Annotated in this window: 27 protein-coding genes and 1 pseudogene; 13 read left to right on the top strand and 15 right to left on the bottom strand. The window is 47.2% G+C overall.

All coding sequences use genetic code 11. The features are described from left to right. The first annotated feature begins 179 nt into the window (after window positions 1–179). From hypA to flhA, 6 genes are all read left to right on the top strand, one after another. Window positions 180–536 carry a hydrogenase maturation nickel metallochaperone HypA gene (hypA, locus tag ABVN44_RS14385; protein ID WP_000544461.1) on the top strand — a complete coding sequence of 119 codons (357 nt, stop codon included), beginning with the start codon at window positions 180–182 and terminating at the stop codon, window positions 534–536. A gap of 68 nt (window positions 537–604) precedes the next feature. Next, entirely contained in the window at window positions 605–1,477 is an 873-nt protein-coding gene (gene hypB / locus ABVN44_RS14380; protein ID WP_000337640.1) for a hydrogenase nickel incorporation protein HypB, read from the top strand. Then, window positions 1,468–1,740 (top strand): hydrogenase 3 maturation protein HypC, encoded by a 273-nt coding sequence (gene hypC, locus ABVN44_RS14375; protein WP_000334871.1) that lies wholly within the window; start codon window positions 1,468–1,470, stop codon window positions 1,738–1,740. Before hypB ends, hypC begins: the two co-directional genes overlap by 10 nt. Beyond that, window positions 1,740–2,861 (top strand): hydrogenase formation protein HypD, encoded by a 1,122-nt coding sequence (gene hypD, locus ABVN44_RS14370; RefSeq protein WP_001212958.1) that lies wholly within the window; start codon window positions 1,740–1,742, stop codon window positions 2,859–2,861. The genes hypC and hypD overlap by 1 nt, the downstream gene beginning before the upstream one ends. Continuing rightward, window positions 2,858–3,868 (top strand): hydrogenase expression/formation protein HypE, encoded by a 1,011-nt coding sequence (gene hypE, locus ABVN44_RS14365; protein WP_001059962.1) that lies wholly within the window; start codon window positions 2,858–2,860, stop codon window positions 3,866–3,868. Before hypD ends, hypE begins: the two co-directional genes overlap by 4 nt. 218 nt (window positions 3,869–4,086) lie before the next feature. Further along, window positions 4,087–6,165, top strand: a complete 2,079-nt coding sequence (gene flhA / locus ABVN44_RS14360) for a formate hydrogenlyase transcriptional activator FlhA (protein ID WP_000122692.1) — start codon at window positions 4,087–4,089, stop codon at window positions 6,163–6,165. A gap of 61 nt (window positions 6,166–6,226) precedes the next feature. On the opposite strand, the gene ABVN44_RS14355 is transcribed toward flhA, so the two are convergent. Beyond that, window positions 6,227–6,571: a nitrous oxide-stimulated promoter family protein gene (locus tag ABVN44_RS14355; protein ID WP_001117940.1), complete on the bottom strand. Its 345-nt coding sequence runs from the start codon at window positions 6,569–6,571 to the stop codon at window positions 6,227–6,229. 181 nt (window positions 6,572–6,752) lie between these two features. Here ABVN44_RS14355 and sitA point away from each other — a divergent pair, with 181 nt between their 5' ends. Genes sitA through sitD form a run of 4 tightly spaced genes read left to right on the top strand, consistent with a single transcriptional unit; the run spans window position 6,753 to window position 10,184 of the window. Next, the gene (gene sitA / locus ABVN44_RS14350; RefSeq protein ID WP_000182930.1) at window positions 6,753–7,670 is read left to right on the top strand and encodes an iron/manganese ABC transporter substrate-binding protein SitA; all 918 of its coding nucleotides are present in this window, start codon (window positions 6,753–6,755) and stop codon (window positions 7,668–7,670) included. Then, a complete protein-coding gene (sitB, locus tag ABVN44_RS14345) occupies window positions 7,667–8,488 on the top strand; it encodes an iron/manganese ABC transporter ATP-binding protein SitB (protein WP_000083153.1) in 822 nt (273 codons plus the stop codon). The genes sitA and sitB overlap by 4 nt, the downstream gene beginning before the upstream one ends. Continuing rightward, on the top strand, window positions 8,485–9,345 hold the full coding sequence (sitC, locus tag ABVN44_RS14340; protein WP_001104336.1) for an iron/manganese ABC transporter permease subunit SitC: 861 nt from the start codon (window positions 8,485–8,487) through the stop codon (window positions 9,343–9,345). The genes sitB and sitC overlap by 4 nt, the downstream gene beginning before the upstream one ends. Continuing rightward, window positions 9,336–10,184 carry an iron/manganese ABC transporter permease subunit SitD gene (gene sitD / locus ABVN44_RS14335; protein WP_000480209.1) on the top strand — a complete coding sequence of 283 codons (849 nt, stop codon included), beginning with the start codon at window positions 9,336–9,338 and terminating at the stop codon, window positions 10,182–10,184. Before sitC ends, sitD begins: the two co-directional genes overlap by 10 nt. A 98-nt stretch (window positions 10,185–10,282) precedes the next feature. On the opposite strand, the gene avrA is transcribed toward sitD, so the two are convergent. The 10 genes and pseudogenes from avrA to prgH form a co-directional block, all read right to left on the bottom strand. Further along, window positions 10,283–11,191 carry a type III secretion system YopJ family effector AvrA gene (avrA, locus tag ABVN44_RS14330; RefSeq protein ID WP_021000700.1) on the bottom strand — a complete coding sequence of 303 codons (909 nt, stop codon included), beginning with the start codon at window positions 11,189–11,191 and terminating at the stop codon, window positions 10,283–10,285. Between the two features lie 160 nt (window positions 11,192–11,351). Then, window positions 11,352–12,107, bottom strand: coding sequence for a transcriptional regulator SprB (gene sprB, locus ABVN44_RS14325; RefSeq protein ID WP_001246666.1), 756 nt, complete (start codon window positions 12,105–12,107; stop codon window positions 11,352–11,354). A 384-nt stretch (window positions 12,108–12,491) separates the two neighbouring features. Then, window positions 12,492–13,379, bottom strand: a pseudogene (gene hilC / locus ABVN44_RS14320) (invasion transcriptional regulator HilC). Between the two features lie 345 nt (window positions 13,380–13,724). Continuing rightward, window positions 13,725–14,177: a type III secretion system effector protein OrgC gene (locus tag ABVN44_RS14315; RefSeq protein ID WP_000612178.1), complete on the bottom strand. Its 453-nt coding sequence runs from the start codon at window positions 14,175–14,177 to the stop codon at window positions 13,725–13,727. A 15-nt stretch (window positions 14,178–14,192) separates the two neighbouring features. Continuing rightward, on the bottom strand, window positions 14,193–14,864 hold the full coding sequence (gene orgB / locus ABVN44_RS14310) for a type III secretion system linker protein OrgB (RefSeq protein WP_000916655.1): 672 nt from the start codon (window positions 14,862–14,864) through the stop codon (window positions 14,193–14,195). After that, complete coding sequence (gene orgA / locus ABVN44_RS14305; protein WP_001591231.1) at window positions 14,821–15,420, bottom strand: oxygen-regulated invasion protein OrgA; 600 nt, start codon at window positions 15,418–15,420, stop codon at window positions 14,821–14,823. Before orgA ends, orgB begins: the two co-directional genes overlap by 44 nt. After that, window positions 15,392–16,150, bottom strand: coding sequence for a type III secretion system inner membrane ring lipoprotein PrgK (prgK, locus tag ABVN44_RS14300; protein WP_000621238.1), 759 nt, complete (start codon window positions 16,148–16,150; stop codon window positions 15,392–15,394). The genes orgA and prgK overlap by 29 nt, the downstream gene beginning before the upstream one ends. After that, window positions 16,147–16,452 (bottom strand): type III secretion system inner rod protein PrgJ, encoded by a 306-nt coding sequence (gene prgJ, locus ABVN44_RS14295; protein WP_000020431.1) that lies wholly within the window; start codon window positions 16,450–16,452, stop codon window positions 16,147–16,149. Before prgJ ends, prgK begins: the two co-directional genes overlap by 4 nt. A gap of 18 nt (window positions 16,453–16,470) precedes the next feature. Then, a complete protein-coding gene (gene prgI, locus ABVN44_RS14290; protein ID WP_000235229.1) occupies window positions 16,471–16,713 on the bottom strand; it encodes a type III secretion system needle filament protein PrgI in 243 nt (80 codons plus the stop codon). Window positions 16,714–16,737: 24 nt separating this feature from the next. Continuing rightward, window positions 16,738–17,916 (bottom strand): type III secretion system inner membrane ring protein PrgH, encoded by a 1,179-nt coding sequence (gene prgH, locus ABVN44_RS14285; RefSeq protein WP_000450196.1) that lies wholly within the window; start codon window positions 17,914–17,916, stop codon window positions 16,738–16,740. 315 nt (window positions 17,917–18,231) lie between these two features. Here prgH and hilD point away from each other — a divergent pair, with 315 nt between their 5' ends. The 3 genes from hilD to iagB all read left to right on the top strand — a co-directional run bounded on the left by hilD (window position 18,232) and on the right by iagB (window position 22,412). Next, the gene (hilD, locus tag ABVN44_RS14280; protein WP_000432699.1) at window positions 18,232–19,161 is read left to right on the top strand and encodes a transcriptional regulator HilD; all 930 of its coding nucleotides are present in this window, start codon (window positions 18,232–18,234) and stop codon (window positions 19,159–19,161) included. A 1,089-nt stretch (window positions 19,162–20,250) separates the two neighbouring features. Continuing rightward, window positions 20,251–21,912 (top strand): transcriptional regulator HilA, encoded by a 1,662-nt coding sequence (gene hilA / locus ABVN44_RS14275; RefSeq protein WP_001120085.1) that lies wholly within the window; start codon window positions 20,251–20,253, stop codon window positions 21,910–21,912. Window positions 21,913–21,929: 17 nt separating this feature from the next. Next, window positions 21,930–22,412: an SPI-1 type III secretion system invasion protein IagB gene (iagB, locus tag ABVN44_RS14270; RefSeq protein WP_023231972.1), complete on the top strand. Its 483-nt coding sequence runs from the start codon at window positions 21,930–21,932 to the stop codon at window positions 22,410–22,412. A 53-nt stretch (window positions 22,413–22,465) separates the two neighbouring features. Here the strand turns inward: iagB and sptP are convergent, their stop codons facing one another. Genes sptP through ABVN44_RS14250 form a run of 4 tightly spaced genes read right to left on the bottom strand, consistent with a single transcriptional unit; the run spans window position 22,466 to window position 25,055 of the window. Continuing rightward, window positions 22,466–24,097, bottom strand: coding sequence for an SPI-1 type III secretion system effector GTPase-activating protein SptP (gene sptP, locus ABVN44_RS14265; RefSeq protein WP_023231971.1), 1,632 nt, complete (start codon window positions 24,095–24,097; stop codon window positions 22,466–22,468). Further along, window positions 24,084–24,476, bottom strand: a complete 393-nt coding sequence (gene sicP / locus ABVN44_RS14260) for a chaperone SicP (RefSeq protein WP_001748715.1) — start codon at window positions 24,474–24,476, stop codon at window positions 24,084–24,086. Before sicP ends, sptP begins: the two co-directional genes overlap by 14 nt. Window positions 24,477–24,502: 26 nt before the next feature. Beyond that, complete coding sequence (locus tag ABVN44_RS14255; RefSeq protein ID WP_000692252.1) at window positions 24,503–24,763, bottom strand: hypothetical protein; 261 nt, start codon at window positions 24,761–24,763, stop codon at window positions 24,503–24,505. Between the two features lie 43 nt (window positions 24,764–24,806). Then, window positions 24,807–25,055: an acyl carrier protein gene (locus ABVN44_RS14250; protein WP_001055579.1), complete on the bottom strand. Its 249-nt coding sequence runs from the start codon at window positions 25,053–25,055 to the stop codon at window positions 24,807–24,809. Window position 25,056: the final 1 nt, after the last annotated feature.

The raw sequence follows: 25,056 nt of genomic DNA, 5'->3' as shown, positions 1-25,056 counted from the left end.
CGTTAAGCATTTTTCATGCCAATTTTTAACTTATTGTTTTTAATAGCAGACGAGCGCAGTTACTGCCGTTTCGACGCGGTGACGACATGTCATTTCGTCATCGTCGACATTAACCTGCCAGAGGATAAAAATATTGGCATAAATATTGCTTTACAGGGGCAACCACTACGGGAGGCGATATGCACGAAATCACCCTCTGCCAACGGGCACTGGAATTGATTGAACAACAGGCTTCAGCATACGGTGCAAAACGTGTGACAGCCGTCTGGATCAAAATTGGCGCATTTTCTTGCGTGGAAACCAGCGCTCTTTCCTTTTGTTTTGATCTGGTATGCCGCGGCACGATAGCAGAAGGTTGTAAACTGCACCTCGAAGAACAGGAAGCCGAATGCTGGTGTGAGCATTGTCAACAATATGTCACGTTGTTAACCCACCGTGTACGTCGTTGTCCGCAATGTCATAGCGATACACTGCGAATTGTGGCCGATGACGGCTTACAAATTCGGCGCATAGAGATTGATGAAACTGAAGATTAATGCCGGATAGACGCTCGCGTCGCCATCCGGCAGAAAGCCTGTAACAAGAAAAAGATCAGGAGTAAGCGATGTGTACGACTTGCGGTTGCGCTGAAGGCAACCTTTATATAGAAGGCGATGAACATAATCCGCACTCAGCGTTTCGTAGCGCGCCCTTTGCCCCAGCGGCTCGCCCGGCGCTGAATATTACCGGCATTAAAACGCCTGACTTTGCCCCAAGTCAGACCGCAGAAGGCGATCTGCATTACGGCCACGGCGAAGCCGGAACCCACGCGCCTGGTATGAGTCAGCGGCGGATGCTTGAGGTTGAAATCGACGTGCTGGACAAAAATAATCGTCTGGCTGAGCGCAACCGCGCCCGTTTTGCCGCCCGCCAGCAACTGGTGCTCAACCTGGTGTCCAGCCCCGGGTCCGGTAAAACCACCTTGCTGACTGAAACGCTGATGAAATTGAAAGACCGTGTACCGTGCGCGGTGATTGAAGGCGACCAGCAGACAGTGAACGACGCCGCCCGCATCCGCGCTACCGGCACGCCCGCCATTCAGGTCAACACCGGTAAAGGCTGCCATCTTGACGCGCAAATGATCGCCGACGCCGCGCCGCGCCTGCCGCTGGATGACCGCGGTATTCTGTTTATCGAAAACGTCGGTAACCTTGTTTGCCCGGCCAGCTTCGATCTGGGCGAAAAGCATAAAGTCGCAGTGCTTTCCGTGACCGAAGGTGAAGATAAGCCGCTGAAATATCCGCATATGTTTGCCGCTGCGTCGCTCATGCTGCTCAATAAAGTCGATCTGCTGCCCTACCTCAATTTTGACGTTGAGAAGTGCATCGCCAGCGCGCGTGAAGTGAACCCGGAGATTGAAATTATCCTGATTTCCGCCACCAGCGGCGAAGGCATGGATCAGTGGCTGGCCTGGCTGGAGGCGCAGCGATGTGCATAGGCGTGCCGGGTCAAATCCGCGCCATTGACGGCAATCAGGCAAAAGTTGACGTCTGCGGCATTCAGCGCGACGTCGATCTCACATTAGTCGGCAGTTGTGATGAAAACGGTCAGCCGCGTCTGGGTCAGTGGGTGCTGGTTCATGTCGGATTCGCCATGAGCGTCATTAACGAAGCGGAAGCGCGCGACACGCTCGACGCGCTACAAAATATGTTTGATGTTGAGCCGGACGTCGGCGCACTGCTGTATGGTGAGGAGAGATAATGCGTTTTGTTGACGAGTACCGTGCGCCGGAACAGGTAATGCAGCTCATTGAACACCTGCGTGAACGCGCCGCCCTTCTTCCTTACACTGCCGAACGTCCGTTGCGCATTATGGAAGTCTGCGGGGGTCATACCCACGCAATTTTTAAATTTGGTCTCGATCAGTTACTGCCCGAAAACGTGGAATTTATTCACGGCCCCGGTTGTCCGGTCTGCGTGCTGCCGATGGGACGCATCGACAGTTGCGTGGAAATCGCCAGCCATCCGGAGGTGATTTTCTGCACCTTTGGCGATGCCATGCGCGTGCCGGGGAAACAGGGTTCTCTGTTGCAGGCTAAAGCGCGCGGCGCGGATGTCCGTATTGTTTATTCTCCGATGGACGCGCTGAAGCTGGCGCAGGATAACCCGACCCGCAAAGTGGTATTTTTCGGGCTGGGCTTTGAAACCACCATGCCGACCACCGCCATCACGCTGCAGCAGGCAAAACAGCGTGACGTGCGAAACTTCTACTTTTTTTGCCAGCACATTACGCTGATCCCGACGCTGCGTAGCCTACTGGAGCAGCCGGACAACGGCATTGACGCCTTTCTTGCGCCAGGCCACGTCAGCATGGTCATCGGCACCGAGGCGTACCAGTTTATCGCCGCCGATTTTCATCGCCCGCTGGTGGTGGCTGGATTCGAACCGCTTGATCTACTGCAAGGCGTGGTCATGCTGGTTGAGCAGAAAATAGCGGCCCTAAGCCAGGTTGAAAATCAATACCGTCGCGTGGTGCCGGATGCCGGAAACATGCTGGCGCAGCAGGCCATTGCCGATGTGTTCTGCGTTAATGGCGATAGCGAGTGGCGCGGTCTGGGCGTGATTGAATCCTCCGGCGTCCACCTGACGCCGGAGTATCAGCGCTTTGACGCCGAAGCGCATTTCCGCCCAGCGCCGCAGCAGGTCTATGACGATCCGCGCGCCCGCTGCGGCGAAGTGCTGACCGGCAGATGCAAGCCGCATCAGTGCCCGCTATTTGGTAAAACATGTAATCCAGAGACCGCGTTCGGCGCGCTGATGGTCTCTTCCGAAGGCGCATGCGCCGCCTGGTATCAGTATCGTCAGCAGGAGTGTGAAGTTTGAACAATATACAACTCGCCCACGGCAGCGGCGGCCAGGCTATGCAACAGTTGATTAATAGCCTGTTTATGGAGGCCTTTGCCAACCCGTGGCTGGCGGAACAAGAAGATCAGGCGCGTCTGGAGCTGGCGCAACTGACGGCGGAGGGCGACCGTCTGGCGTTTTCTACCGATAGCTATGTGATCGATCCGCTCTTTTTCCCCGGCGGCAATATCGGCAAACTGGCGATTTGCGGTACGGCGAACGACGTAGCGGTGAGCGGCGCGATCCCCCGCTATCTCTCCTGCGGCTTTATCCTTGAAGAAGGGCTGCCGATGGAGACGTTAAAAAGCGTGGTCAATAGCATGGCGGCGACCGCGCGGGAAGCGGGTATCGCCATTGTAACCGGCGACACCAAAGTTGTGCAGCGCGGCGCGGCGGACAAATTATTTATCAACACTGCCGGCATGGGGGCGATTCCCGCCGATATTCGCTGGGGCGCGCAAACGCTGAGCGTTGGCGATGTGCTGTTAGTCAGCGGTACGCTTGGCGATCACGGCGCCACTATCCTCAACCTGCGTGAGCAACTGGGACTGGATGGCGAGCTGGCGAGCGACTGCGCAGTATTAACGCCGCTTATTCAGACGCTGCGTCATATTGACGGAGTGAAGGCATTGCGTGACGCCACGCGCGGCGGCGTGAATGCGGTCGCCCATGAGTTTGCGGCGTCCTGCGGTTACGGTATTGAATTGTCCGAATCCGCACTGCCGCTCAAACCTGCCGTGCGCGGCGTCTGCGAGCTGTTGGGGCTGGATGCCCTGAACTTTGCCAACGAAGGAAAACTGGTGATTGCCGTTGAACGGCAGGCCGCAGATCGGGCGTTGGCGGCATTACGCGCGCATCCGCTGGGACGTGATGCAGCGCTGATTGGCGAAGTCGTGGAACGCAAAGGCGTTCGCTTAGCCGGACTCTATGGCGTGAAGCGAACCCTTGATTTGCCACACGCCGAACCATTACCTCGTATATGCTAGCAGCCTGTTGGCAGCATACTGTAGGCCGGATAAGACGCATTTGCGTCGACATCCGGCATTAACGCTGCATTAACGCCTGATGGCGCTTTGATTATCAGGCCTACGGAGTGTGTGACCAGCGAGTTTGCGGTCAGCCATCCGGCAATAACTTACGACTTATACCTATAATTCATTTACCGTTTTCGCACCGTTTTGCGGTATTTTCCTGGAAAAGCAACATGTCGTATACACCCATGAGCGATCTTGGACAGCAAGGCTTGTTCGATATCACTCGTACCTTATTGCAGCAGCCCGATTTGGCGTCGCTCAGTGAAGCGCTTTCGCAACTGGTAAAGCGTTCAGCGCTCGCCGACAGCGCCGGCATTGTGCTATGGCAGGCGCAGTCGCAACGCGCACAATATTATGCGACGCGAGAAAATGGCCGTCCTGTTGAATATGAAGATGAAACCGTACTGGCGCACGGCCCGGTACGTCGCATCCTTTCTCGCCCCGATGCATTGCACTGTAATTTCCATGAGTTTACCGAAACCTGGCCGCAGCTTGCCGCGAGCGGCCTCTACCCTGAATTTGGTCATTACTGTCTGCTTCCTTTAGCCGCGGAGGGCCGTATTTTCGGCGGCTGCGAATTCATCCGTCAGGAAGATCGCCCCTGGAGTGAAAAGGAATATGACCGTCTGCATACGTTTACCCAAATTGTCGGCGTGGTCGCCGAGCAAATTCAAAACCGGGTAAACAATAATGTCGATTATGATCTGTTGTGCCGCGAACGCGATAACTTCCGTATTCTGGTTGCGATTACCAACGCCGTCCTGTCGCGTCTGGATATTGATGAGCTGGTAAGCGAAGTCGCAAAAGAGATCCACCACTATTTCAATATCGACGCAATCAGCATCGTGTTGCGCAGCCATCGCAAAAATAAGCTGAATATCTACTCCACCCACTACCTTGATGAGCATCATCCGGCGCACGAACAGAGCGAAGTCGACGAAGCCGGCACGCTCACGGAGCGCGTCTTTAAAAGTAAAGAGATGCTGCTTATCAACCTCAACGAACGCGATCCGCTTGCCCCCTACGAACGCATGCTGTTCGATACCTGGGGCAATCAGATCCAGACGCTTTGCCTGCTGCCGTTGATGTCCGGCAAGACGATGCTTGGCGTGCTCAAACTGGCCCAGTGCGAAGAAAAAGTGTTTACCACCGCCAACCTCAAGCTGCTGCGTCAGATTGCCGAACGGGTAGCCATTGCCGTGGATAATGCGCTGGCCTATCAGGAAATCCACCGACTGAAGGAACGCCTGGTCGACGAAAACCTGGCGCTCACGGAGCAGCTTAATAACGTCGACAGCGAGTTTGGCGAGATCATCGGGCGCAGCGAAGCGATGTACAACGTGCTAAAGCAGGTTGAGATGGTGGCGCAAAGCGACAGTACCGTACTGATTCTGGGCGAAACGGGAACCGGTAAAGAGTTGATTGCCCGCGCCATTCACAACCTGAGCGGACGTAGCGGGCGCAGGATGGTAAAGATGAACTGCGCCGCGATGCCGGCGGGGCTGCTGGAAAGCGATTTGTTTGGTCATGAGCGCGGCGCGTTTACCGGCGCCAGCGCGCAGCGGATTGGCCGTTTCGAGCTGGCGGATAAAAGCTCGCTGTTTCTGGATGAAGTGGGCGACATGCCGCTGGAGCTACAGCCTAAGCTGCTGCGCGTCCTTCAGGAGCAAGAGTTTGAACGTCTCGGCAGCAATAAACTGATCCAGACCGACGTGCGGCTGATCGCCGCGACTAACCGCGATCTGAAAAAAATGGTCGCCGATCGCGAATTCCGTAACGATCTCTACTATCGGCTGAATGTTTTTCCGATCCAGCTTCCTCCGTTGCGCGAACGTCCGGAAGATATTCCACTACTGGTCAAAGCGTTCACTTTCAAAATCGCCCGCCGAATGGGGCGTAATATCGACAGCATTCCCGCCGAAACGCTGCGCACACTCAGCAGCATGGAATGGCCGGGGAACGTTCGCGAGCTGGAGAATGTCGTCGAGCGCGCCGTGCTGCTGACGCGCGGCAATGTGCTACAACTGTCGCTGCCGGATATTACCGCCGTAACGCCCGATACCTCGCCTGTTGCAACTGAAAGCGCCAAAGAAGGCGAAGATGAATATCAGCTTATTATACGCGTGCTGAAAGAGACCAATGGCGTAGTGGCTGGACCAAAAGGCGCGGCGCAGCGTCTGGGGCTTAAACGAACCACCCTGCTGTCGCGTATGAAGCGATTGGGTATTGATAAAGACGCGTTAGCGTAACGGGTTGCCGGATCTGATCCGGCCTGGAGATGATGCGCGCCGTAGGCCTGGCGCTTCCCCTTCACTTCTTGCGCTGATATTTTTCCGGCAATTCCGGAACGGGGCGCTTATCGTCGATAAGGTGCCGCACGGTCAGGACAGGGTGTCGCCAAAGCATTCGCGGACCTGCCCAACGCATAATCTGCTTCATCTCCTCGCGTTTAGCCGGCTGATAGCAGTGCACCGGGCACTGCTTACAGGCGGGTTTTTCCTCGCCAAATACGCATTTATCAAGACGTTTTTGCGCGTAGGCGTACAGCGCGTCGTAATGCCCCTGCACCGCTGACGCCTGTGGACACTGGCTTTCATACAGCGCGATCATTTTTTTGATCGTCAGTTTTTCACGAGCGATACGTTTACCAGGCATCGTGCTCTCTCCGAACATTAAGGTGTATTTATTTTACACCTTATCCCTCTTTAGCACTATCACTGCATATCGTCGCCATTACGCAAATAAGAATTATTTTCATTTATTCATGCCTTGTGCTATATAACATAGCAAAGGCTATATTCGATGATTAATTAACCACATTGTTGCGAGGGATACTATGACGAATCTACATCGTCTGAAAACACTCCTGATTGCCGGTATTGTCGCGATACTCGCGCTATCGCCAGCCTATGCAAAAGAGAAATTTAAAGTCATCACCACATTTACCGTTATTGCCGACATGGCGAAAAACGTGGCGGGCGACGCAGCGGAAGTCAGCTCGATTACCAAACCCGGCGCTGAAATCCATGAGTATCAGCCAACGCCCGGCGATATTAAACGAGCGCAGGGGGCGCAGCTTATCCTCGCGAATGGTCTGAACCTGGAGCGATGGTTCGCCCGCTTTTATCAGCACCTTTCCGGCGTGCCGGAAGTCGTCGTCTCCACCGGTGTCAAACCGATGGGCATTACCGAAGGCCCGTATAACGGTAAACCGAACCCGCACGCCTGGATGTCGGCAGAAAACGCGCTGATTTATGTCGATAACATTCGCGACGCCCTGGTGAAGTACGATCCGGATAATGCGCAGATCTATAAGCAAAATGCCGAACGCTATAAAGCGAAAATTCGCCAGATGGCCGATCCGTTGCGTGCCGAACTGGAAAAAATTCCCGCCGATCAGCGCTGGCTGGTCACCAGTGAAGGCGCGTTCTCTTACCTGGCGCGCGATAACGACATGAAAGAGCTTTATCTCTGGCCAATTAACGCCGATCAACAGGGGACGCCAAAACAGGTGCGTAAAGTGATTGATACCATTAAAAAGCACCATATTCCCGCCATCTTTAGCGAGAGTACGGTTTCCGATAAACCCGCCCGCCAGGTCGCGCGTGAATCCGGCGCGCATTATGGCGGCGTACTGTATGTCGATTCTCTGAGCGCCGCTGACGGCCCTGTGCCAACCTATCTGGATCTGCTGCGCGTCACGACCGAAACCATCGTCAACGGCATTAACGACGGACTGAGGAGTCAACAATGAGTCAATCTGCGATTACCGTTGATCAAGTCACGGTGACGTATCGCAACGGTCATACCGCCCTACGGGACGCCACTTTTCAGGTGCCTGGCGGTTCAATCGCCGCGCTGGTAGGCGTAAATGGTTCCGGTAAGTCTACGTTATTTAAAGCGTTAATGGGCTTTGTGCATCTTGCGCAGGGCGATATCACTATCCTGCAACAGTCAGTCAACAAGGCACTGAAAAAAAACCTCATTGCTTATGTTCCGCAATCAGAAGAAGTGGACTGGTCATTTCCGGTGCTGGTAGAAGATGTGGTGATGATGGGACGCTACGGCCATATGGGCTGGCTACGCCGTCCCACTGCGCATGATCACGCCTGTGTTGACGCCGCGCTGGCGCGGGTGGATATGCAGGAATATCGTCACAGGCAGATTGGCGAGCTGTCCGGCGGGCAGAAAAAACGTGTGTTTCTTGCCAGGGCCATCGCTCAGGATGGACAGGTAATCCTGCTGGATGAACCTTTTACCGGCGTGGATGTAAAAACCGAAGCGCGAATCATCGATCTACTGCGGGAACTGCGCGATGAAGGCCGCACGATGCTGGTCTCAACGCATAATCTCGGCTCCGTCACCGAGTTTTGCGACTATACGGTAATGATTAAAGGAACCGTACTGGCCAGCGGCCCTACCGAAACCACGTTTACCGCCGCGAATCTGGAACAGGCGTTTAGCGGCGTTCTACGTCATATCGCGCTAAGCGGAGGCGAAGAGCACATCATCACCGATGACGAGCGCCCCTTTATTTCCCGGCGCGTGGCCAGCGGAGGAAAATCGTCATGAACTGGCTTGTTGAGCCGTTTGGCTACCAGTATATGCTCAACGCGATGTGGGTCTCCGCGATGGTGGGCGGTCTGTGCGCGTTTCTCTCCTGCTATTTGATGCTCAAAGGCTGGTCGCTCATTGGCGATGCGCTATCTCACTCTATTGTGCCTGGCGTCGCTGGCGCCTGGATGTTAGGGCTGCCTTTCTCGCTCGGCGCGTTTCTTTCCGGCGGACTGGCGGCAGGCAGTATGCTCTTTCTTAACCAACGCTCACGCCTGAAAGAAGACGCGATTATCGGGCTTATCTTCTCCTCTTTTTTTGGCGTCGGCCTTTTTATGGTGTCGCTCAATCCGATGTCGGTGAATATCCAGACGATTATTCTCGGCAACGTGCTGGCGATCGCGCCAGCGGATATTGCGCAACTGGCGATTATCGGCGCAGTCTCGCTGACGATTCTGCTGTTAAAGTGGAAAGATCTGATGGTCGTCTTTTTCGATGAAACCCATGCGCGTTCTATCGGGCTTAATCCGGGTCGACTAAAGCTGTTGTTTTTCACTCTATTGTCCGTCTCTACCGTGGCGGCCCTGCAAACCGTTGGGGCGTTCCTGGTGATCTGTCTCGTCGTCACGCCGGGCGCGACGGCCTGGTTACTCACCGACCGTTTTCCACGTCTGCTCATGATTGCCGTCGTGATTGGCAGCCTGACCAGTTTTCTGGGCGCATGGCTTAGCTACTGGCTGGATGGCGCCACGGGTGGAATTATTGTCGTCATGCAAACCTTACTGTTCATCACAGCCTTTATTTTCGCCCCGAAACACGGTCTGTTAGCCAACCGTCGACGCGCCCGCCTGCAGAAGGAGCCGACATGTTCTTAACAACGTTACTGGAACCCTTTCAGTTTGATTTTATGGTGAACGCCCTTATGGTTTCGGTCATTGTGGCGATTCCCTGCGCCTTACTGTCCGTGTTTTTAGTGTTAAAAGGCTGGGCGTTAATGGGCGATGCAATGAGTCATGCGGTATTCCCCGGGGTCGTGCTGGCATATATTGTGGGGATCCCCCTGGCGATTGGCGCCTTCATTGCCGGATTATTTTGCGCTATCGCGACCGGCTATCTGGACGATAACAGCCGCATCAAACGTGATACGGTGATGGGCATCGTCTTTTCCGGGATGTTTGGCGCAGGTCTGGTGCTCTATGTTTCTATTCAATCGGAAGTGCATCTGGATCACATCCTGTTTGGGGATATGCTGGGCGTATCGCTGGGGGATATCGTACAAACGTCAGTTATTGCACTGGGTATTGCGTTAATCATTGGGCTGAAATGGAAAGATCTCCTGCTACACGCTTTTGACCCGCACCAGGCGAAAGCCAGCGGGCTGAATACCACGCTACTGCATTATGGCCTGCTATGTATGATTGCGCTGACTATCGTCGCCACGCTGAAATCGGTGGGCATTATTCTGTCAATCTCACTACTTATCGCCCCCGGCGCAATTGCCATTTTGCTGACGCGACGCTTTGCGCGCGCGCTGGGATTAGCGGTGAGTCTGTCAGTTATTACCGCTTTTGCGGGCGTTTATCTGTCTTTTTATCTTGATAGCGCGCCAGCGCCGACCATCGTGGTATTATTTGCCATCGTGTTTATTGCGGTATTTATTTACGCAACATGGCGTGACAGGCGTAATGAAATCGTACCAGAGGCGCAAGGTTAACACTTTTTTGCCTGCTATTCAGGAAACATACGGTCATAATATAGAGTAGTCTTATGGCGCTGGAAGGATTTCCTCTGGCAGGCAACCTTATAATTTCATTACGGTTTAAGTAAAGACTTATATTCAGCTATCCTTTTTTTATGAGCGGATATAGAGAGTTTTTTATCGTTTAGCATAACGGCATTGTTATCGAATCGCTCATAAAGCGTTTCATTCTTTTTGTTTACTATACTGCTTCCCGCCGCCGGATTGGCCTCCACATATTCATTTAATCGTTGTACGCCTTGAGTATGTTTGTAAAAACTCACCGGCAGATAGCGGTCTGCTTTATCGGACGGGAGAAAAGGTTCTTCACCACACAGACGTTCACAAATATTATCTTCATGAATTTTTACTAAGTTCATAAATTCAAGCTGAAGTTTTTTGGCGAGCGCCAGGCTAAAAATACCGCATTCAGAAGAGCTTCGTTGAATGTCCAGCTCGACCATAGCAAAATAACAATCAGGCAGTTGTTCACGTTCAAGAGCTGCTTTGGTCCTCAACGCCAGTAAAGCAGGTCCAAAAGCGCTACACGCTGCTGGTTCGAACAAAATCACCGATGTCTTTCCGTCCATAACTCTAAAATCGACGACTGAAATATGGATACCTGAACTTCCCATATTTACGAGAAATCGGGCAGATTCAACGCCTTCCATTCTGGTCTCCTTTATAGAGGAAACAAGCTCATGGACTGACATAACAAATTTAAGATTTAACTCTGGATACTTCTTATTGGCCTGTGCAACAAGAAAAGGCATCATTTCGAGATCGGTTTCCTCGTAACTGATATGAATCCAGCTGCCATCTATAATTTCACTTTCCAGACGCTCAACAATACAGGTCAATGCTTCGGTGTTTAGCTCCCCGCTGACGTCAGGCTGAGGCGATAAACTCGCCCCCATATTACGAGCCGTAGGACTTAGCATACTTTTCCCTCCACATGATAGCTCCTGCACCGAAAATATCATCTTTAACTTTTCAGATTCAATATATTGCCCGCAAAAATATGCCTCAATGATTGAGCCAGGCAACCAATCACCTCCAGATGATTATATATACGAATTACTACTCAAAAAATCTTTTTTATAATAAAAGCTCAACACATGGTCATAAATGATAAAAAATATTTTAATTCATTCCTACCGCAATCGGTAACGCGCAATTATCGTCAAGTACACCAGGGTTATGTGCAAAAGCAGTGCGCTGTAAATGCGCGTCAAGTTTCAGTCCCCGGAACAGCGATAGCGGTGAAGAGTCCATCCCCAAACGATACATAACCTTCTTACGATAAATACTGACGGTTTTTGTTCCCAGACCAAATTTTTTCGCCAGTTCAATTGCCGGATGTCCGGAGGATAATAATATCAGCAGCGCATATTTCGCCTGAGTGACGCCGGGAGGTAGATTCCACCAGGCGTATTGATTGATATTAAACAATACCTCTTCCGGCGTCTCGCCGGCATTAAAAGCATACGTAGCAGCCACGGTTTTCTTTTGTGGCCTGTGGCAGAAACGCAGCCAGGCTTCCGGAAGACGAAGCTTCTCTCGATCCGAGCGGATAGCGCAGGATAGTTCGTCTTTTAAAACATAATCCATAACGCCAAAATATTGCAGCACACAGCGATCGATATAATACAAGCGATCTGCCACTACCAAAACTTTACGGTTCTGCAACCGCGTCTGCAACGCATGAAAAAGATAAACATGCTCATGCGGGTTCAAAGCTAAAATCAGCCCGGCGTCCGGCATATCAGATAGAGAATGCAAAAGTGCGGTTAATGAGTTACACGTTTTAACGCACTTTTCCGGATATTTTTGCTTAAAAATAGACTGAAGGGCATAACAATTAGTCCAGTTAATACCGTATATAATTACATTTCTCATTTATTTATCCTTTTTTGAAAACTGACCACAGCTTCGGTAATTATTTTTCTTCCTGGGCGACTACTGCGCAAGTAGATAACGCCTTCTTACTACAAAGGTAATAAGACCAGATACGTTATTACATGCGCAATGTCGTTACCGAAATGAATTCCTTTTACAAATCTGATAATGATTAAATTTGCTGTTTTACTTTACTGTAATCTCTTAGAGTACAACGATTGCCCGGCGCCTGGTGGCCATGTATGTCTGACAATGAACGCTTTCGATTCCCTTTCATTAACTACATATCACTGGTGTAGCGATACTGAAATATACACTACGATTAAAAAAATATTTGGTATCTGTAACGCAGACAGATAGTAACGTTTAAAATAATTTCACAAATCAATGATTCATTGTACGCATAAAGCTAAGCGGTGTAATCTTAAAATGCCTTTTAAAAATAGCGATAAAATAAGAAGGCGTATCATAGCCACACATCGTCGCGACTTGTGAAATATTTCCAGCCCCCATACGTAATAATTTTATAGCCTGATTCATACGAGCATCCAGGTATATTTTGCTAAAACTCACCTCTTCAGCGGCCAGTTTTCGCTTCAGACTTGATACGCTCATAAACAGCTTTCCTGCCACCTCAGCCTGTGACTATTTGCGGGTGAGATCGCTGATAATAATGTTATAAACTTTCTCTTTTGTCGTAATTTTTATTGCTCGCTCAAGGAAATCAAACCCACCGGGCTTACGTACAAATGCCGATATAAGATACATCAATGAGAAATATGAATAATCATGATCATCAATACTCACATTACTACAAACCCGTGGACATGCCACACCATGCAAAATAGAGTCAAAAGTATCACTCATCCCGGGCAACAAGTCCGCATGAAAAAAATACTTTGGTTTCGTTTTTAATGATAGCTCTCGATCATTATAGTTTCTTGTACTGTAAAAAACTTTGTAGAATTTTTGCATTAAGTCATAGGAAACTTCCAGTGAAGAAAAATCAATATGCCCTTCTATTTCGCTCATACTAAGAGTGATTGTTTGATCTTTTTCCAATAAAAATAAACACGGCGCAGATTGTTCGATGAACTCCCCAAATTCGTTTTCAATTCGCAAACTGCCTTTATTAAGTTTAAATAATAAGCAGTTTGCGACATAATAGTCTCTTACGTCAGCTAATCCATTTATTAATGGAAATTTGTTCGGCTGTTGAAGGTGATTATTGCTAATGGCCTCAACTGATTTATTCATTGAAGGCAATACCATATTTTATCCTGTGTGCTATAAGGAACTCAAAATCGTTATATTCTTATAAACAAATAATTAAAACTCACAGAGATGATTTAAATCCGATTTTTTTATTATTATAGCCAATAATTACATTCCAACGCGCGTTCATTTCGTCACAAAAAGATACTCTTACAAACTTTATGCACAATTTTGTAATGGAAGCTTACAATATTAATATAATCATTTCAGAATAAAACGCCTGGTAGATACCTTAATAATCCATATACATCAATAAGATAGATACACTGGCATGGTGCATTTTCTGCATTATTTGCTAATATATACACCATACCTTATCACAAATCGCCAGCAATGGGGGGTTCACCAGTCAATTGCCTCTTTGTTTTCCCCGCCCGATAAAATAATCTCCTGCATCCAGGAGGTCATTTGTGACTGCGCATTCATTGTACCAACTAATACCCCGTTTAAAGCCTCATATAAATGAGTGCCCGATTCAACTTTTGCTAACATGTTTTGTAGCATAGCCGTTTGCTGCTCAAAAGAAACAAAAGCCGAATCACCACTTTTCGGATCTTTGAAGGCATTCATCTCTTGATAAATGCTATCTTTAAGCGTTTCAGAAGAGGCTGACTCAGGAAGCGCCAAAAGTCGTTGGTAGAATGCATCATAAAGATCAACGTCGCCGCCATTGCTTAAAGGCGCGCTATCCACATTATTCAGCATAGCGGCCCTGGCACTCAACGAAACCACACCCGTCGCTTCAGTATCCGCTGTCGGGACCAAATAAGAAGTCGGAATCGTACCCGGTATCACCTTATAACCTCCATTTTACAATGCTTGCGTTTTTGTCTTCCATTCATCAATAAGTGCGTTAATGGCGTTATCAGAAATCGTCCGGCAGTCTTGTGGAAGTTCATCAAGATGATGCTTAATGACGCCTACTGCCGTTTCAACAAATTGTTCAGGTGAAAATTCTGCGATCTGATCGCCGCAACTCATGATAAAGCGCTGTTCCTGATGATATTTAAGATTAAAAGTGCCTGGCCAGTTCTCCATAAGCAACACCATCAGTTTTTGGTGATCTTTTTTCGCGTTAACTGGTAGTGTTAAAAAAAGTTGCCCCTCAGGCTTATCGAAATCCCTTAGCCACTCATCCAGGACGGTTAAAAGCGTTTCGGGATGGTCGACCGCAGCTGAAAATAACTCGCGGGCATAAATCTGTATTTTTTCCATCCACTTCCAGGCCATTGTCTGATTATCAGTAAGATAAGCGGCGACCTGCTGTAACGCGTCTATCATTCCCTGCTCGTAACCTTCCTGATAGGCGTACATCCGCAAGGTCTTTGCCTCTTCTTCCGCCTCTCGCAAAATACGCTTAGCCCGTTGATGCGCCTGCTGTTCTAATCTTTCAATAGAGAAATAACGTTCCAGCGTTTTACGCTTTATCAGTATCCCCTCAACAGGCGAAAGCGGGGACGGAATTGGGATATTTTTGAGCATATTGTAAGGCCAGTAGCAAAATTGACATTTCTACAGCATCCTGCTTCGATGCCTCCTCAATAAATGGAGGAAAAAGCAAAGGAAAACGCTGTGCTAAAGATTCAGGTAAAAATTCATTCAGGGCATTTAACTGTGCATACCCGACGCTAAGTAAAAACCGGTGATTCGGCGCCTTATTGCAGACAGATAAACTTGTTCCCTGATGCATTGCCAAAAATGCTTGCGCCCAATCCGGCAGGCCAAGCAAGGCTCCCTGCCTTGCCAGATCGGCTCTCAGTTTATGGCAACCGAGTAAATACGCTACCTGCGGCAGTCGGCGCCACTGACGCAGCCACAGCTGCGTCAGTGAGTTTTGAATACACTCCTTTTCTCCGTTCTTAAGCCGCCATGCCGCCAGTATTAACTCATTTGCCGCCGCCCTGGCGGCGGGTCTGACAATCATTTCCGGCGCTATCTGCAACCGCTGAGGATGGATATACGATAACGGATCAAAAATGATTCTTTGCCAGATAATGGGTAATGGCTGCCTATTCATTTGACGATTTCGCCTTATCATCAGCCGTTATGCCTTTCTTATTGCGGGCATAATGGTTTTTGTAATACCAGACGCCAAAGCCTGCTGACATCACGGATAACAAAATAATCAACACAATCCAACTGGTTGCAAAAGAATTACGTTTTACTGGTGTGCCGGGAGCCTGTAATTGGGCATCAGAACGTTCTGACAACACAACAGAAATGTTGTCATAATCCACATCGGCAAAACTATTCTTTAAGAAACGCTTGATATCGCTGATCTGATGCGCAAGCGGCGAACCTCGTTCATATACGGCTAATGCCGACAGATGAACAGGTTTTGGCGGGCGGCCATTTTCGCCAGCATCAATATCATAACTAATATGGACCCTGGCGGAGAGCACGCCCTCCATCGTCTGTAATGACTGTTCCAGTCGCTGTTCAATAGCCGAATATAACCTGGCCTTTTCAGCTCGCGGAGAGGATACCAGCGAATCCGCCGGGAACATCTGCGCTATTTCCACCCGCGGCCGGGGAGGAAGCTGATAAGTTTTAATCCAGTACACCGCAGCGGTAAAATCAGGCTCAGCAACGGTAATGCTATAGCCCAATTTTCCGCTATCAATTTTATTCGCCTCTATATTGTGCATTTGCAGAACGGCAATGACCTCATTAGCCTGTTCCTGGTCCAGTCCTTTTAAAAGATCCTTATCCTTACAGCCGGCAAGGGTCATTACCAGCAGAAAGGTATATAGATATCGACGAATCATGAGCGTAATAGCGTTTCAACAGCCCCGACTCCTTTACGAGTAAGGGTACTTACCATAGAAACATACAGGTTATAATCTGAAATCATCTCTTGCGAAATAGCCAGCTCTTTAGGATCCGTCACCAGATTAGGGTCCTCAATCCTGTTGGTAATCGTCTGTTTATCCACAGCCGTGGCAATCGCCGAACCAGAAAAAGCCTGGAGTAGCCGGTCATCCAGCGAGACAATGTCCGTTTCCATAGACCTGATATTGACCGCCTGCCCTATAACGGCATTCTCAGGGACAATAGTTGCAATCGACATAATCCACCTTATAACTGATTAACGGAAGTTCTGAATAATGGCAGCATCAATATCCTTAAAGACTTTTACCGTGTTCGATTGCGCGTTACGGTACAAGTTATATTCCGAGAGCTTACTCTGATACGCCGCCAGTAGCGCCGGATCGGAGGGTTTTGCTGCTAATTTATCCAGCGCATCTGTTACCTGCGTTTGTAGATCCTGAACGCCCGTATCAAATTTTGCTGAGACGTCATCCAGATAGCCTGACCAAGGTGTTGCCATAATGACTTCCTTATTTGCGTTAAATTAAAGTGGGCTTGGGAAATACCAATGGCCTGGGCTCATTTTGATATAACCTTCCGCCCCGTACTGAAATGAGCGCCCCTTGAGCCAGTCATCTTTTAATTCGATCGCAAACTGCACATAGCGTCCTCCCCATGTGCGGTAATAGCTATCGACAAATTGACGGGCTCTGAGTATTTCTACATCATCGAGCGCCCCCTGAATAACAAACGTTACGCCCCCCTTATGATTCCTGCGGGAATAAGGTAACGCCTGCTGTTTTAGCCCCGCTTCCGCCTGGCCTGCGGCGGTAACATCGTCCATCAACGTGATGTTAACCGAATCCGCGTAAGGCATTAGCGCTCTCAGCTTTTGACTTAACACCTCGAGCTCTTTCTTGCTCATCGTGTTTCGCTGGCGGCTTAGCCAGAAAACGGGTTTACGCGGCTCATCGAAATGAAGCCGATAATAAGCCAGCTGAGGATAATAGGTATCCAGCCAGGTAGAGATACGCTTATTTTCTTCGTTTTCGTTAATCACTCGCGCATTTTTATCATAATCGCCCCTCGCTAAAACCTGACGAGCCCACAGCGTATCTCTTTCATTTTGCGCAGCGACATAGAGCATTTTGTCCCGTCCTGGCAACACCTGAAAGCGCTCCTTCTCCTGCCCCAATAACGAATCGAGCTCTGCGGCCTGCCGCTGCGGCGAGTTAAGTATCCATAACGTCCCCACCGTCCCAATTCCCAATATAAAAAACCCGGCCAGTGCGGCTACAATTCCGTTTTTAAAACGCGGCTCGTTCTTTTTTGCAGACGTTTCTAACTTCTCAGGCTGCTCGGGCACCCACGGCTCGCTTTCCGGGCGAATCAGGATAAGCAATTCACCGACCTGTATTGGCGTATTTAATTGCACCGAACGAGATTCAGAATTTCCTTCTTTCAGCTCATGGAGTATAATTTCGGTCGCATCCGTATCCACCTGGATTTCAAAATTTACTCCGCCATGGTCCAGCGGGATAAAAAAGCTATCGGCAGGTATATCAGGGAGTTGGCCTGAAGCAGTGAGCGCATCACTCTGACCTACCACAAAGAGTGTTCGGCCTGTCAGCAATGGAAACTCACAGCCGTTCAGTGAGCTGTTAAGTAATCGAACTATGTATGGCCCAGGGCTTGTTATCGTCTTCTCTTTTGATGTTTCCATATATACTGTTAGCGATGTCTGTCGTTCTCGATAGCAGCAGATTACCGCACAGGACACAGGGATTCCTGATGAAAATAGAATGAAAAGTGAGAAATAAAATCAATTTATTCTGTATAATGCGTCTCAACACATATTAAAAGAACCATCATCCCCATTGGGGCTTAAACTACTGTAGATAAATTACCCAAATTTGGGTTCTTTTGGTGTAACAATCAGACCATTGCCAACACACGCTAATAAAGAGCATTTACAACTCAGATTTTTTCAGTAGGATACCAGTAAGGAACATTAAAATAACATCAACAAAGGGATAATATGGAAAATGTAACCTTTGTAAGTAATAGTCATCAGCGTCCTGCCGCAGATAACTTACAGAAATTAAAATCACTTTTGACAAATACCCGGCAGCAAATTAAAAGTCAGACTCAGCAGGTTACCATCAAAAATCTTTATGTAAGCAGTTTCACTTTAGTTTGCTTTCGGAGCGGTAAACTGACGATTAGCAATAATCACGATACGATTTACTGTGACGAACCTGGGATGTTGGTGCTCAAAAAAGAGCAGGTAGTTAACGTGACGCTTGAAGAGGTCAATGGCCACATGGATTTCGATATACTCGAGATACCGACGCAACGACTTGGCGCTCTCTATGCACTTATCCCAAACGAGCAGCAAACCAAAATGGCGGTACCCACAGAGAAAGCGCAGAAGATCTTCTATACGCCTGACTTTCCTGCCAGAAGAGAGGTATTTGAACATCTGAAAACGGCGTTCTCCTGTACGAAGGATACAAGCAAAGGTTGCAGTAACTGTAACAACAAGAGTTGTATTGAAAATGAAGAGTTAATTCCTTATTTTCTGCTGTTCCTGCTTACTGCTTTTCTCCGACTCCCGGAGAGTTATGAGATCATCCTTAGCTCGGCTCAGATAACGTTAAAGGAGCGCGTTTACAACATTATATCTTCGTCACCCAGTAGACAGTGGAAGCTTACGGATGTTGCCGATCATATATTTATGAGTACGTCAACGCTCAAACGGAAACTTGCAGAAGAAGGTACCAGCTTTAGCGACATCTACTTATCGGCAAGAATGAATCAGGCAGCAAAACTTTTACGCATAGGCAACCATAATGTTAATGCTGTAGCATTAAAATGTGGTTATGACAGCACGTCCTACTTCATTCAATGTTTCAAAAAATATTTTAAAACTACGCCATCGACATTCATAAAAATGGCGAACCATTAACATTTTTTGTATCTGTCACTCAAGTAAAGATTTTTATTAAAATTGTAATAATTTAAAATTCAGACTGCGCATTAACACGCTATATCAGGATGGGAGGCTATTTAATATCATTGTTCTGTCCGGAAGACAGCTTATACTGATATCTCTGGTAATTTAAAGTAAGGCTGATTATATAACACGATTTTTGTGAACTTGTCATCGCTATGATGACTGGTAAACCGATATTGCCTTATTCACAGCGTAAGAATTCGTCCAGATGACACTATCTCCTTCCGGCTTTAACCCTGTGGATTAAGGCCGGCATTTTATTCATATTTATACATCATCCGTTCCCTATGAGAACTATTTGCCTGAACGGTCTACACCGAAACAGTCACGCTTGTTAGCTTTCTGCCAGGCATACCTCTTCTCTTCCTCCTGATATCGATATAATGCCTGGGGGCCAGCCTGAGGATGATACTGCTCATAACCCCCCTGCCTTTTTGACGCTATAGCTGAAAGGAGTAAAGAAAAGACGATATCATTATTTTGCAAAAAAATATAAAAATAAGCGCACCATTAAAAACAGTCTTTCATTTATATTTTGACACCTAAGACAAATTACACTCTTAAACTTTCAACGAACGGTCATTTAGTGGAAATCTTCGAGAAAAATGGTTCTGATGGTGTAATTATCAGACCATTAACCATGAAGATATAATAAGCAGCATTTACACCCCCAAAAAATGCAGTAAGATAGCTACAAAACTAATCTCTATTGCAATGAAGCCAAGTTAAATATGTAAATATTTAGATGCCCGGCGCTGACTCTCTGCTCCAGGATATACGACAGCGTCCATTCGATAATCACGGTTAGTTATAACAATATTATTACCAACATGTCATTTATTTAAAGCACAGGCATAAGCTAAATAATCAAATGTTAAAAATATATAAACCCGAGCCCGTACAATATGACATTAAGCTCATAATAAAAGCTCAACCTGACCGTTAGTACTAACAGCAGAATTACTGAAACAGTAGATTCTATCCTAACGACTTGTATTAGCTATTATAACTTTTCACCCTGTAAGAGAATACACTATTATCATGCCACATTTTAATCCTGTTCCTGTATCGAATAAAAAATTCGTCTTTGATGATTTCATACTCAACATGGACGGCTCCCTGCTACGCTCAGAAAAGAAAGTCAATATTCCGCCAAAAGAATATGCTGTTCTGGTCATCCTGCTCGAAGCCGCCGGCGAGATTGTGAGTAAAAACACCTTACTGGACCAGGTATGGGGCGACGCGGAAGTTAACGAAGAATCTCTTACCCGCTGTATTTATGCCTTACGACGTATTCTGTCGGAAGATAAAGAGCATCGTTACATTGAAACACTGTACGGACAGGGCTATCGGTTTAATCGTCCGGTCGTAGTGGTGTCTCCGCCAGCGCCGCAACCTACGACTCATACATTGGCGATACTTCCTTTTCAGATGCAGGATCAGGTTCAATCCGAGAGTTTGCATTACTCTATCGTGAAGGGATTATCGCAGTATGCGCCCTTTGGCCTGAGCGTGCTGCCGGTGACCATTACGAAGAACTGCCGCAGTGTTAAGGATATACTTGAGCTCATGGATCAATTACGCCCCGATTATTATATCTCCGGGCAGATGATACCCGATGGCAATGATAATATTGTACAGATCGAGATAGTTCGGGTTAAAGGTTATCACCTGCTGCACCAGGAAAGCATTAAGTTGATAGAACACCAACCCGCTTCTCTCTTGCAAAACAAAATTGCGAATCTTTTGCTCAGATGTATTCCCGGGCTTCGCTGGGACACAAAGCAGATTAGCGAGCTAAATTCGATTGACAGCACTATGGTTTACTTACGCGGTAAGCATGAGTTAAATCAATACACCCCCTATAGCTTACAGCAAGCGCTTAAATTGCTGACTCAATGCGTCAACATGTCGCCAAACAGCATTGCGCCTTACTGTGCGCTGGCAGAATGCTACCTCAGCATGGCGCAAATGGGGATTTTTGATAAACAAAACGCTATGATCAAAGCTAAAGAACATGCGATTAAGGCGACAGAGCTGGACCACAATAATCCACAAGCTTTAGGATTACTGGGGCTAATTAATACGATTCATTCAGAATACATCGTCGGGAGTTTGCTATTCAAACAAGCTAACTTACTTTCGCCCATTTCTGCAGATATTAAATATTATTATGGCTGGAATCTCTTCATGGCTGGTCAGTTGGAGGAGGCCTTACAAACGATTAACGAGTGTTTAAAATTGGACCCAACGCGCGCAGCCGCAGGGATCACTAAGCTGTGGATTACCTATTATCATACCGGTATTGATGATGCTATACGTTTAGGCGATGAATTACGCTCACAACACTTGCAGGATAATCCAATATTATTAAGTATGCAGGTTATGTTCCTTTCGCTTAAAGGTAAACATGAACTGGCACGAAAATTAACTAAAGAAATATCCACGCAGGAAATAACAGGGCTTATTGCTGTTAATCTTCTTTATGCTGAATACTGTCAGAATAGTGAGCGTGCCTTACCGACGATAAGAGAGTTTCTGGAAAGCGAACAGCGTATTGATAATAATCCGGGATTATTACCGTTAGTGCTGGTTGCCCACGGCGAAGCTATTGCCGAGAAAATGTGGAATAAATTTAAAAACGAAGACAATATTTGGTTCAAAAGATGGAAACAGGATCCCCGCTTGATTAAATTACGGTAAAATCTGAGAGAGGAGATATGCATTATTTTTTTATCATCGTAATCTGGTTGCTTAGCATAAATACAGCATGGGCTGATTGCTGGCTTCAGGCTGAAAAAATGTTCAATATTGAATCCGAGCTACTTTACGCTATCGCCCAGCAGGAATCAGCGATGAAACCTGGCGCCATTGGTCATAACCGAGATGGTTCAACCGATCTTGGCCTGATGCAAATTAACAGCTTCCATATGAAAAGGCTGAAAAAAATGGGGATTAGTGAAAAACAGTTGTTACAGGATCCCTGCATTTCTGTCATTGTGGGCGCATCCATTTTATCAGATATGATGAAAATCTACGGTTATAGCTGGGAGGCCGTTGGCGCTTATAATGCCGGGACGTCGCCGAAACGATCGGATATAAGGAAACGTTATGCTAAGAAAATTTGGGAGAATTACAGAAGATTAAAAGGGATGTCAGCAGAAGAGAAAAACAAAAGACTTTCTATCGCGGTAAACAAATAATGAGACAGGAATAGCTTACTTTCAGATAGTTCTAAAAGTAAGCTATGTTTTTATCAGCTTGCCGTCGTCATAAGCAACTGGGCTTGCATTGCTTTTAGTTGTACAAACTGTGAGGCATCTTCCAGCATTCTATTGTTCCGTGAATCCCGGAAATCTGCACGTACCTGCTCCAGATTACTATGAGGATTATCCTTAAGTACAAGAGCCGCCGCCATCGTTCCGGTTCTCCCCACTCCGCCCAGACAATGAATCATCGGTAAATGCTTATCTGATGAACTACGCCCCGGCGCGCTATTTTGGTTACTATTTTTCACCCTATCTGCCAGGTATTCTAACTGATCAGTAGACGGTAACGGCTGGTGATCTGGCCAATTTTTGACATGTAATACCGGGATTGTATACTGCTTTTCCCCGCAGGACAGGTGCATATTGTATTGGTCTACCGCTTCTCCCTGACTGGCTGAGCTCACTTTTTGGCTGTTGGTATGCACCTCGCCAAAGGTGTAGCTCCCTCTGAAATAGGGTGGTAATTGTTTTGCCTGCATCTGATCTTCCGACGTTAACACCACCAGGCACGAACATTCTTTTTCAAGAAGCATTTTCATATGCGCTTCCAGCGCATCCGGCGTATTTTTTGGGTACGAACCGGCTAATGCCACAGGCTTACCGTCAAAAGTTAACGTATTCACTGGCACAGGCATTCCATCGCTCAGTTTCACCTGGGTTTGCTGATTAATTGGAATGCTGCTGACCGCAAACCGTGCCAGGCCCAGTGTCGGTCCGCTCATCGTCTGTGGCATTGGCGCGCCGGCTTTTATTTTCTCAAGTTCAGCTGTAACGTTTTTCAGTTCTTTAGCAATAACGTGAATTTTTTTTACAGCCTGGGTTAATTCATGGGTAGAGGCTTTATCAATCCACCTCTCAACCACTCCCCCACAGGTTCCCCATTGTGAGAACCTGTCTGCTCCTATCTGAATATTTGTTAACGTTGTAACATAATCATTAAGTTGTTTAACCTCTGGAATTTTATTTAAATTCTGTAAATTGGTCATTAATGAACGCAGCGGGCCGTTACCTGAAGCCATCTCCTGGAAGTTTTCTCGCAGGCTATTTCCATCCATTTGTTCCAGTTGCGGTAATGTTCTTTTAAGTCCCTTTAGCGTGATATCGAGTAAAGGTTGCTTACTTTCTGCTCCAACATCGTTATTTTTTTCTGCCACTTTTGTATCGCCGCCTTTTATGACTAAAGCGGCATTCCTGACACCAACATTATCCTTGCTATTAATAAGGTTTATAAACCCTTCGTCAGCAGCTTTTACACACTCCGTGATCTGCACTGCTAAACGTTGGGTAAGGGGTTTGTTCATATTTATACGGGACATTAACAGTGCGTCATTAACCGCTGTTTCCCCATATTTTTCCGTTAGTGCCTGGAGAAATGTCTGTAAAATCTTTTGGTCCTGTACTCTGATATTTTCCGTATGTTTTTGCACCACTTCAGTGTTTTTAAATAACGGCATTTTTCCAAGCCAGGTTAATACTTTTGACGAAAATTTTTCAGGCGCAACATATGCCTTATCAGTATTTTCCTTAGCAATATAAAGTCGGGCATCATTCGACACACCAACTTTTGAAAACGAAGACAACGTTAAATTATTCAATTTTCTCTCCTCATACTTTAGCATATTCCTGCAGTATGTTTTTGAGCGCTTCCTGCTGATTCACAAATGACTCAAGCTGCGATATAATATGGTAAGTATTTGTCAGATCGGTAATTGCATGTATAAACAACAACGTCTCTGCGGCATCAATATACGCTAACGTACCTTCATTATTCGCAGCCAGTTCACCATTAATCACCATAATCTGCCGCCAGATAGAATCGCCACAAAAAGGCGATAACGGTATAATCATACCGTTCAATAACCAGATATCATCTTTAGCTTCAATAGACGTAAAAATATCGCTATCGAGTAGTAATAAGCACTGATTGTTGTCGTCAAAAGTGAGCGGTAAACCCAATTTTTCACCAATATTAGCGATAATATCCTGGTGTGCTTGCAATTTACTTTCCTCTTGAATTATATCTTTTATAAGATTGCTTCTTCAAATTTAATCTGGTTACATGATGTTTTGATGCATTTTCGCGCCCATCGCCGGGCGCAATATTTCTCTCCTTTAATCCAGTAGAATAGCCATTCACTACGCATCGGAACACATATCAGCAGCTCCTTCGGATCATTTTCAACATGACGTAACTTGCCTTTAATAACAAAACGCGAACTGTCAGCAATATCATCATATATTGCAGCCATACCTGAACCGGGTACTACATGTGTGATGATTTTCATAACAATTAATCTTGTTCAATTGTTGTCGAGCGAGAGAAAAATACTACACCCTGGACTCAAGACTTTTTTTAACAACACGGCATATATCCGCAAAGGTCGTCATATCAGGAAGATCGTTTTCATTGCAACTAATGTCAAACTCCTCACTAAGACCAAATACAATATCAATTAAATCCAATGAGTCAGCGTAAAGATCCTCAACCAGATGGGTCTGACCATTGATACTATCAACATCAACGGCAATACAAGAGGTGATCACTTTTTTGACTCTTGCTTCAATATCCATATTCATC

This window comes from Salmonella sp. SJTUF15570, from assembly GCF_043357055.1.
Taxonomy (GTDB): Bacteria; Pseudomonadota; Gammaproteobacteria; order Enterobacterales; family Enterobacteriaceae; genus Salmonella; species Salmonella enterica.
This window is presented reverse-complemented; position numbering and strand designations above follow the sequence as displayed.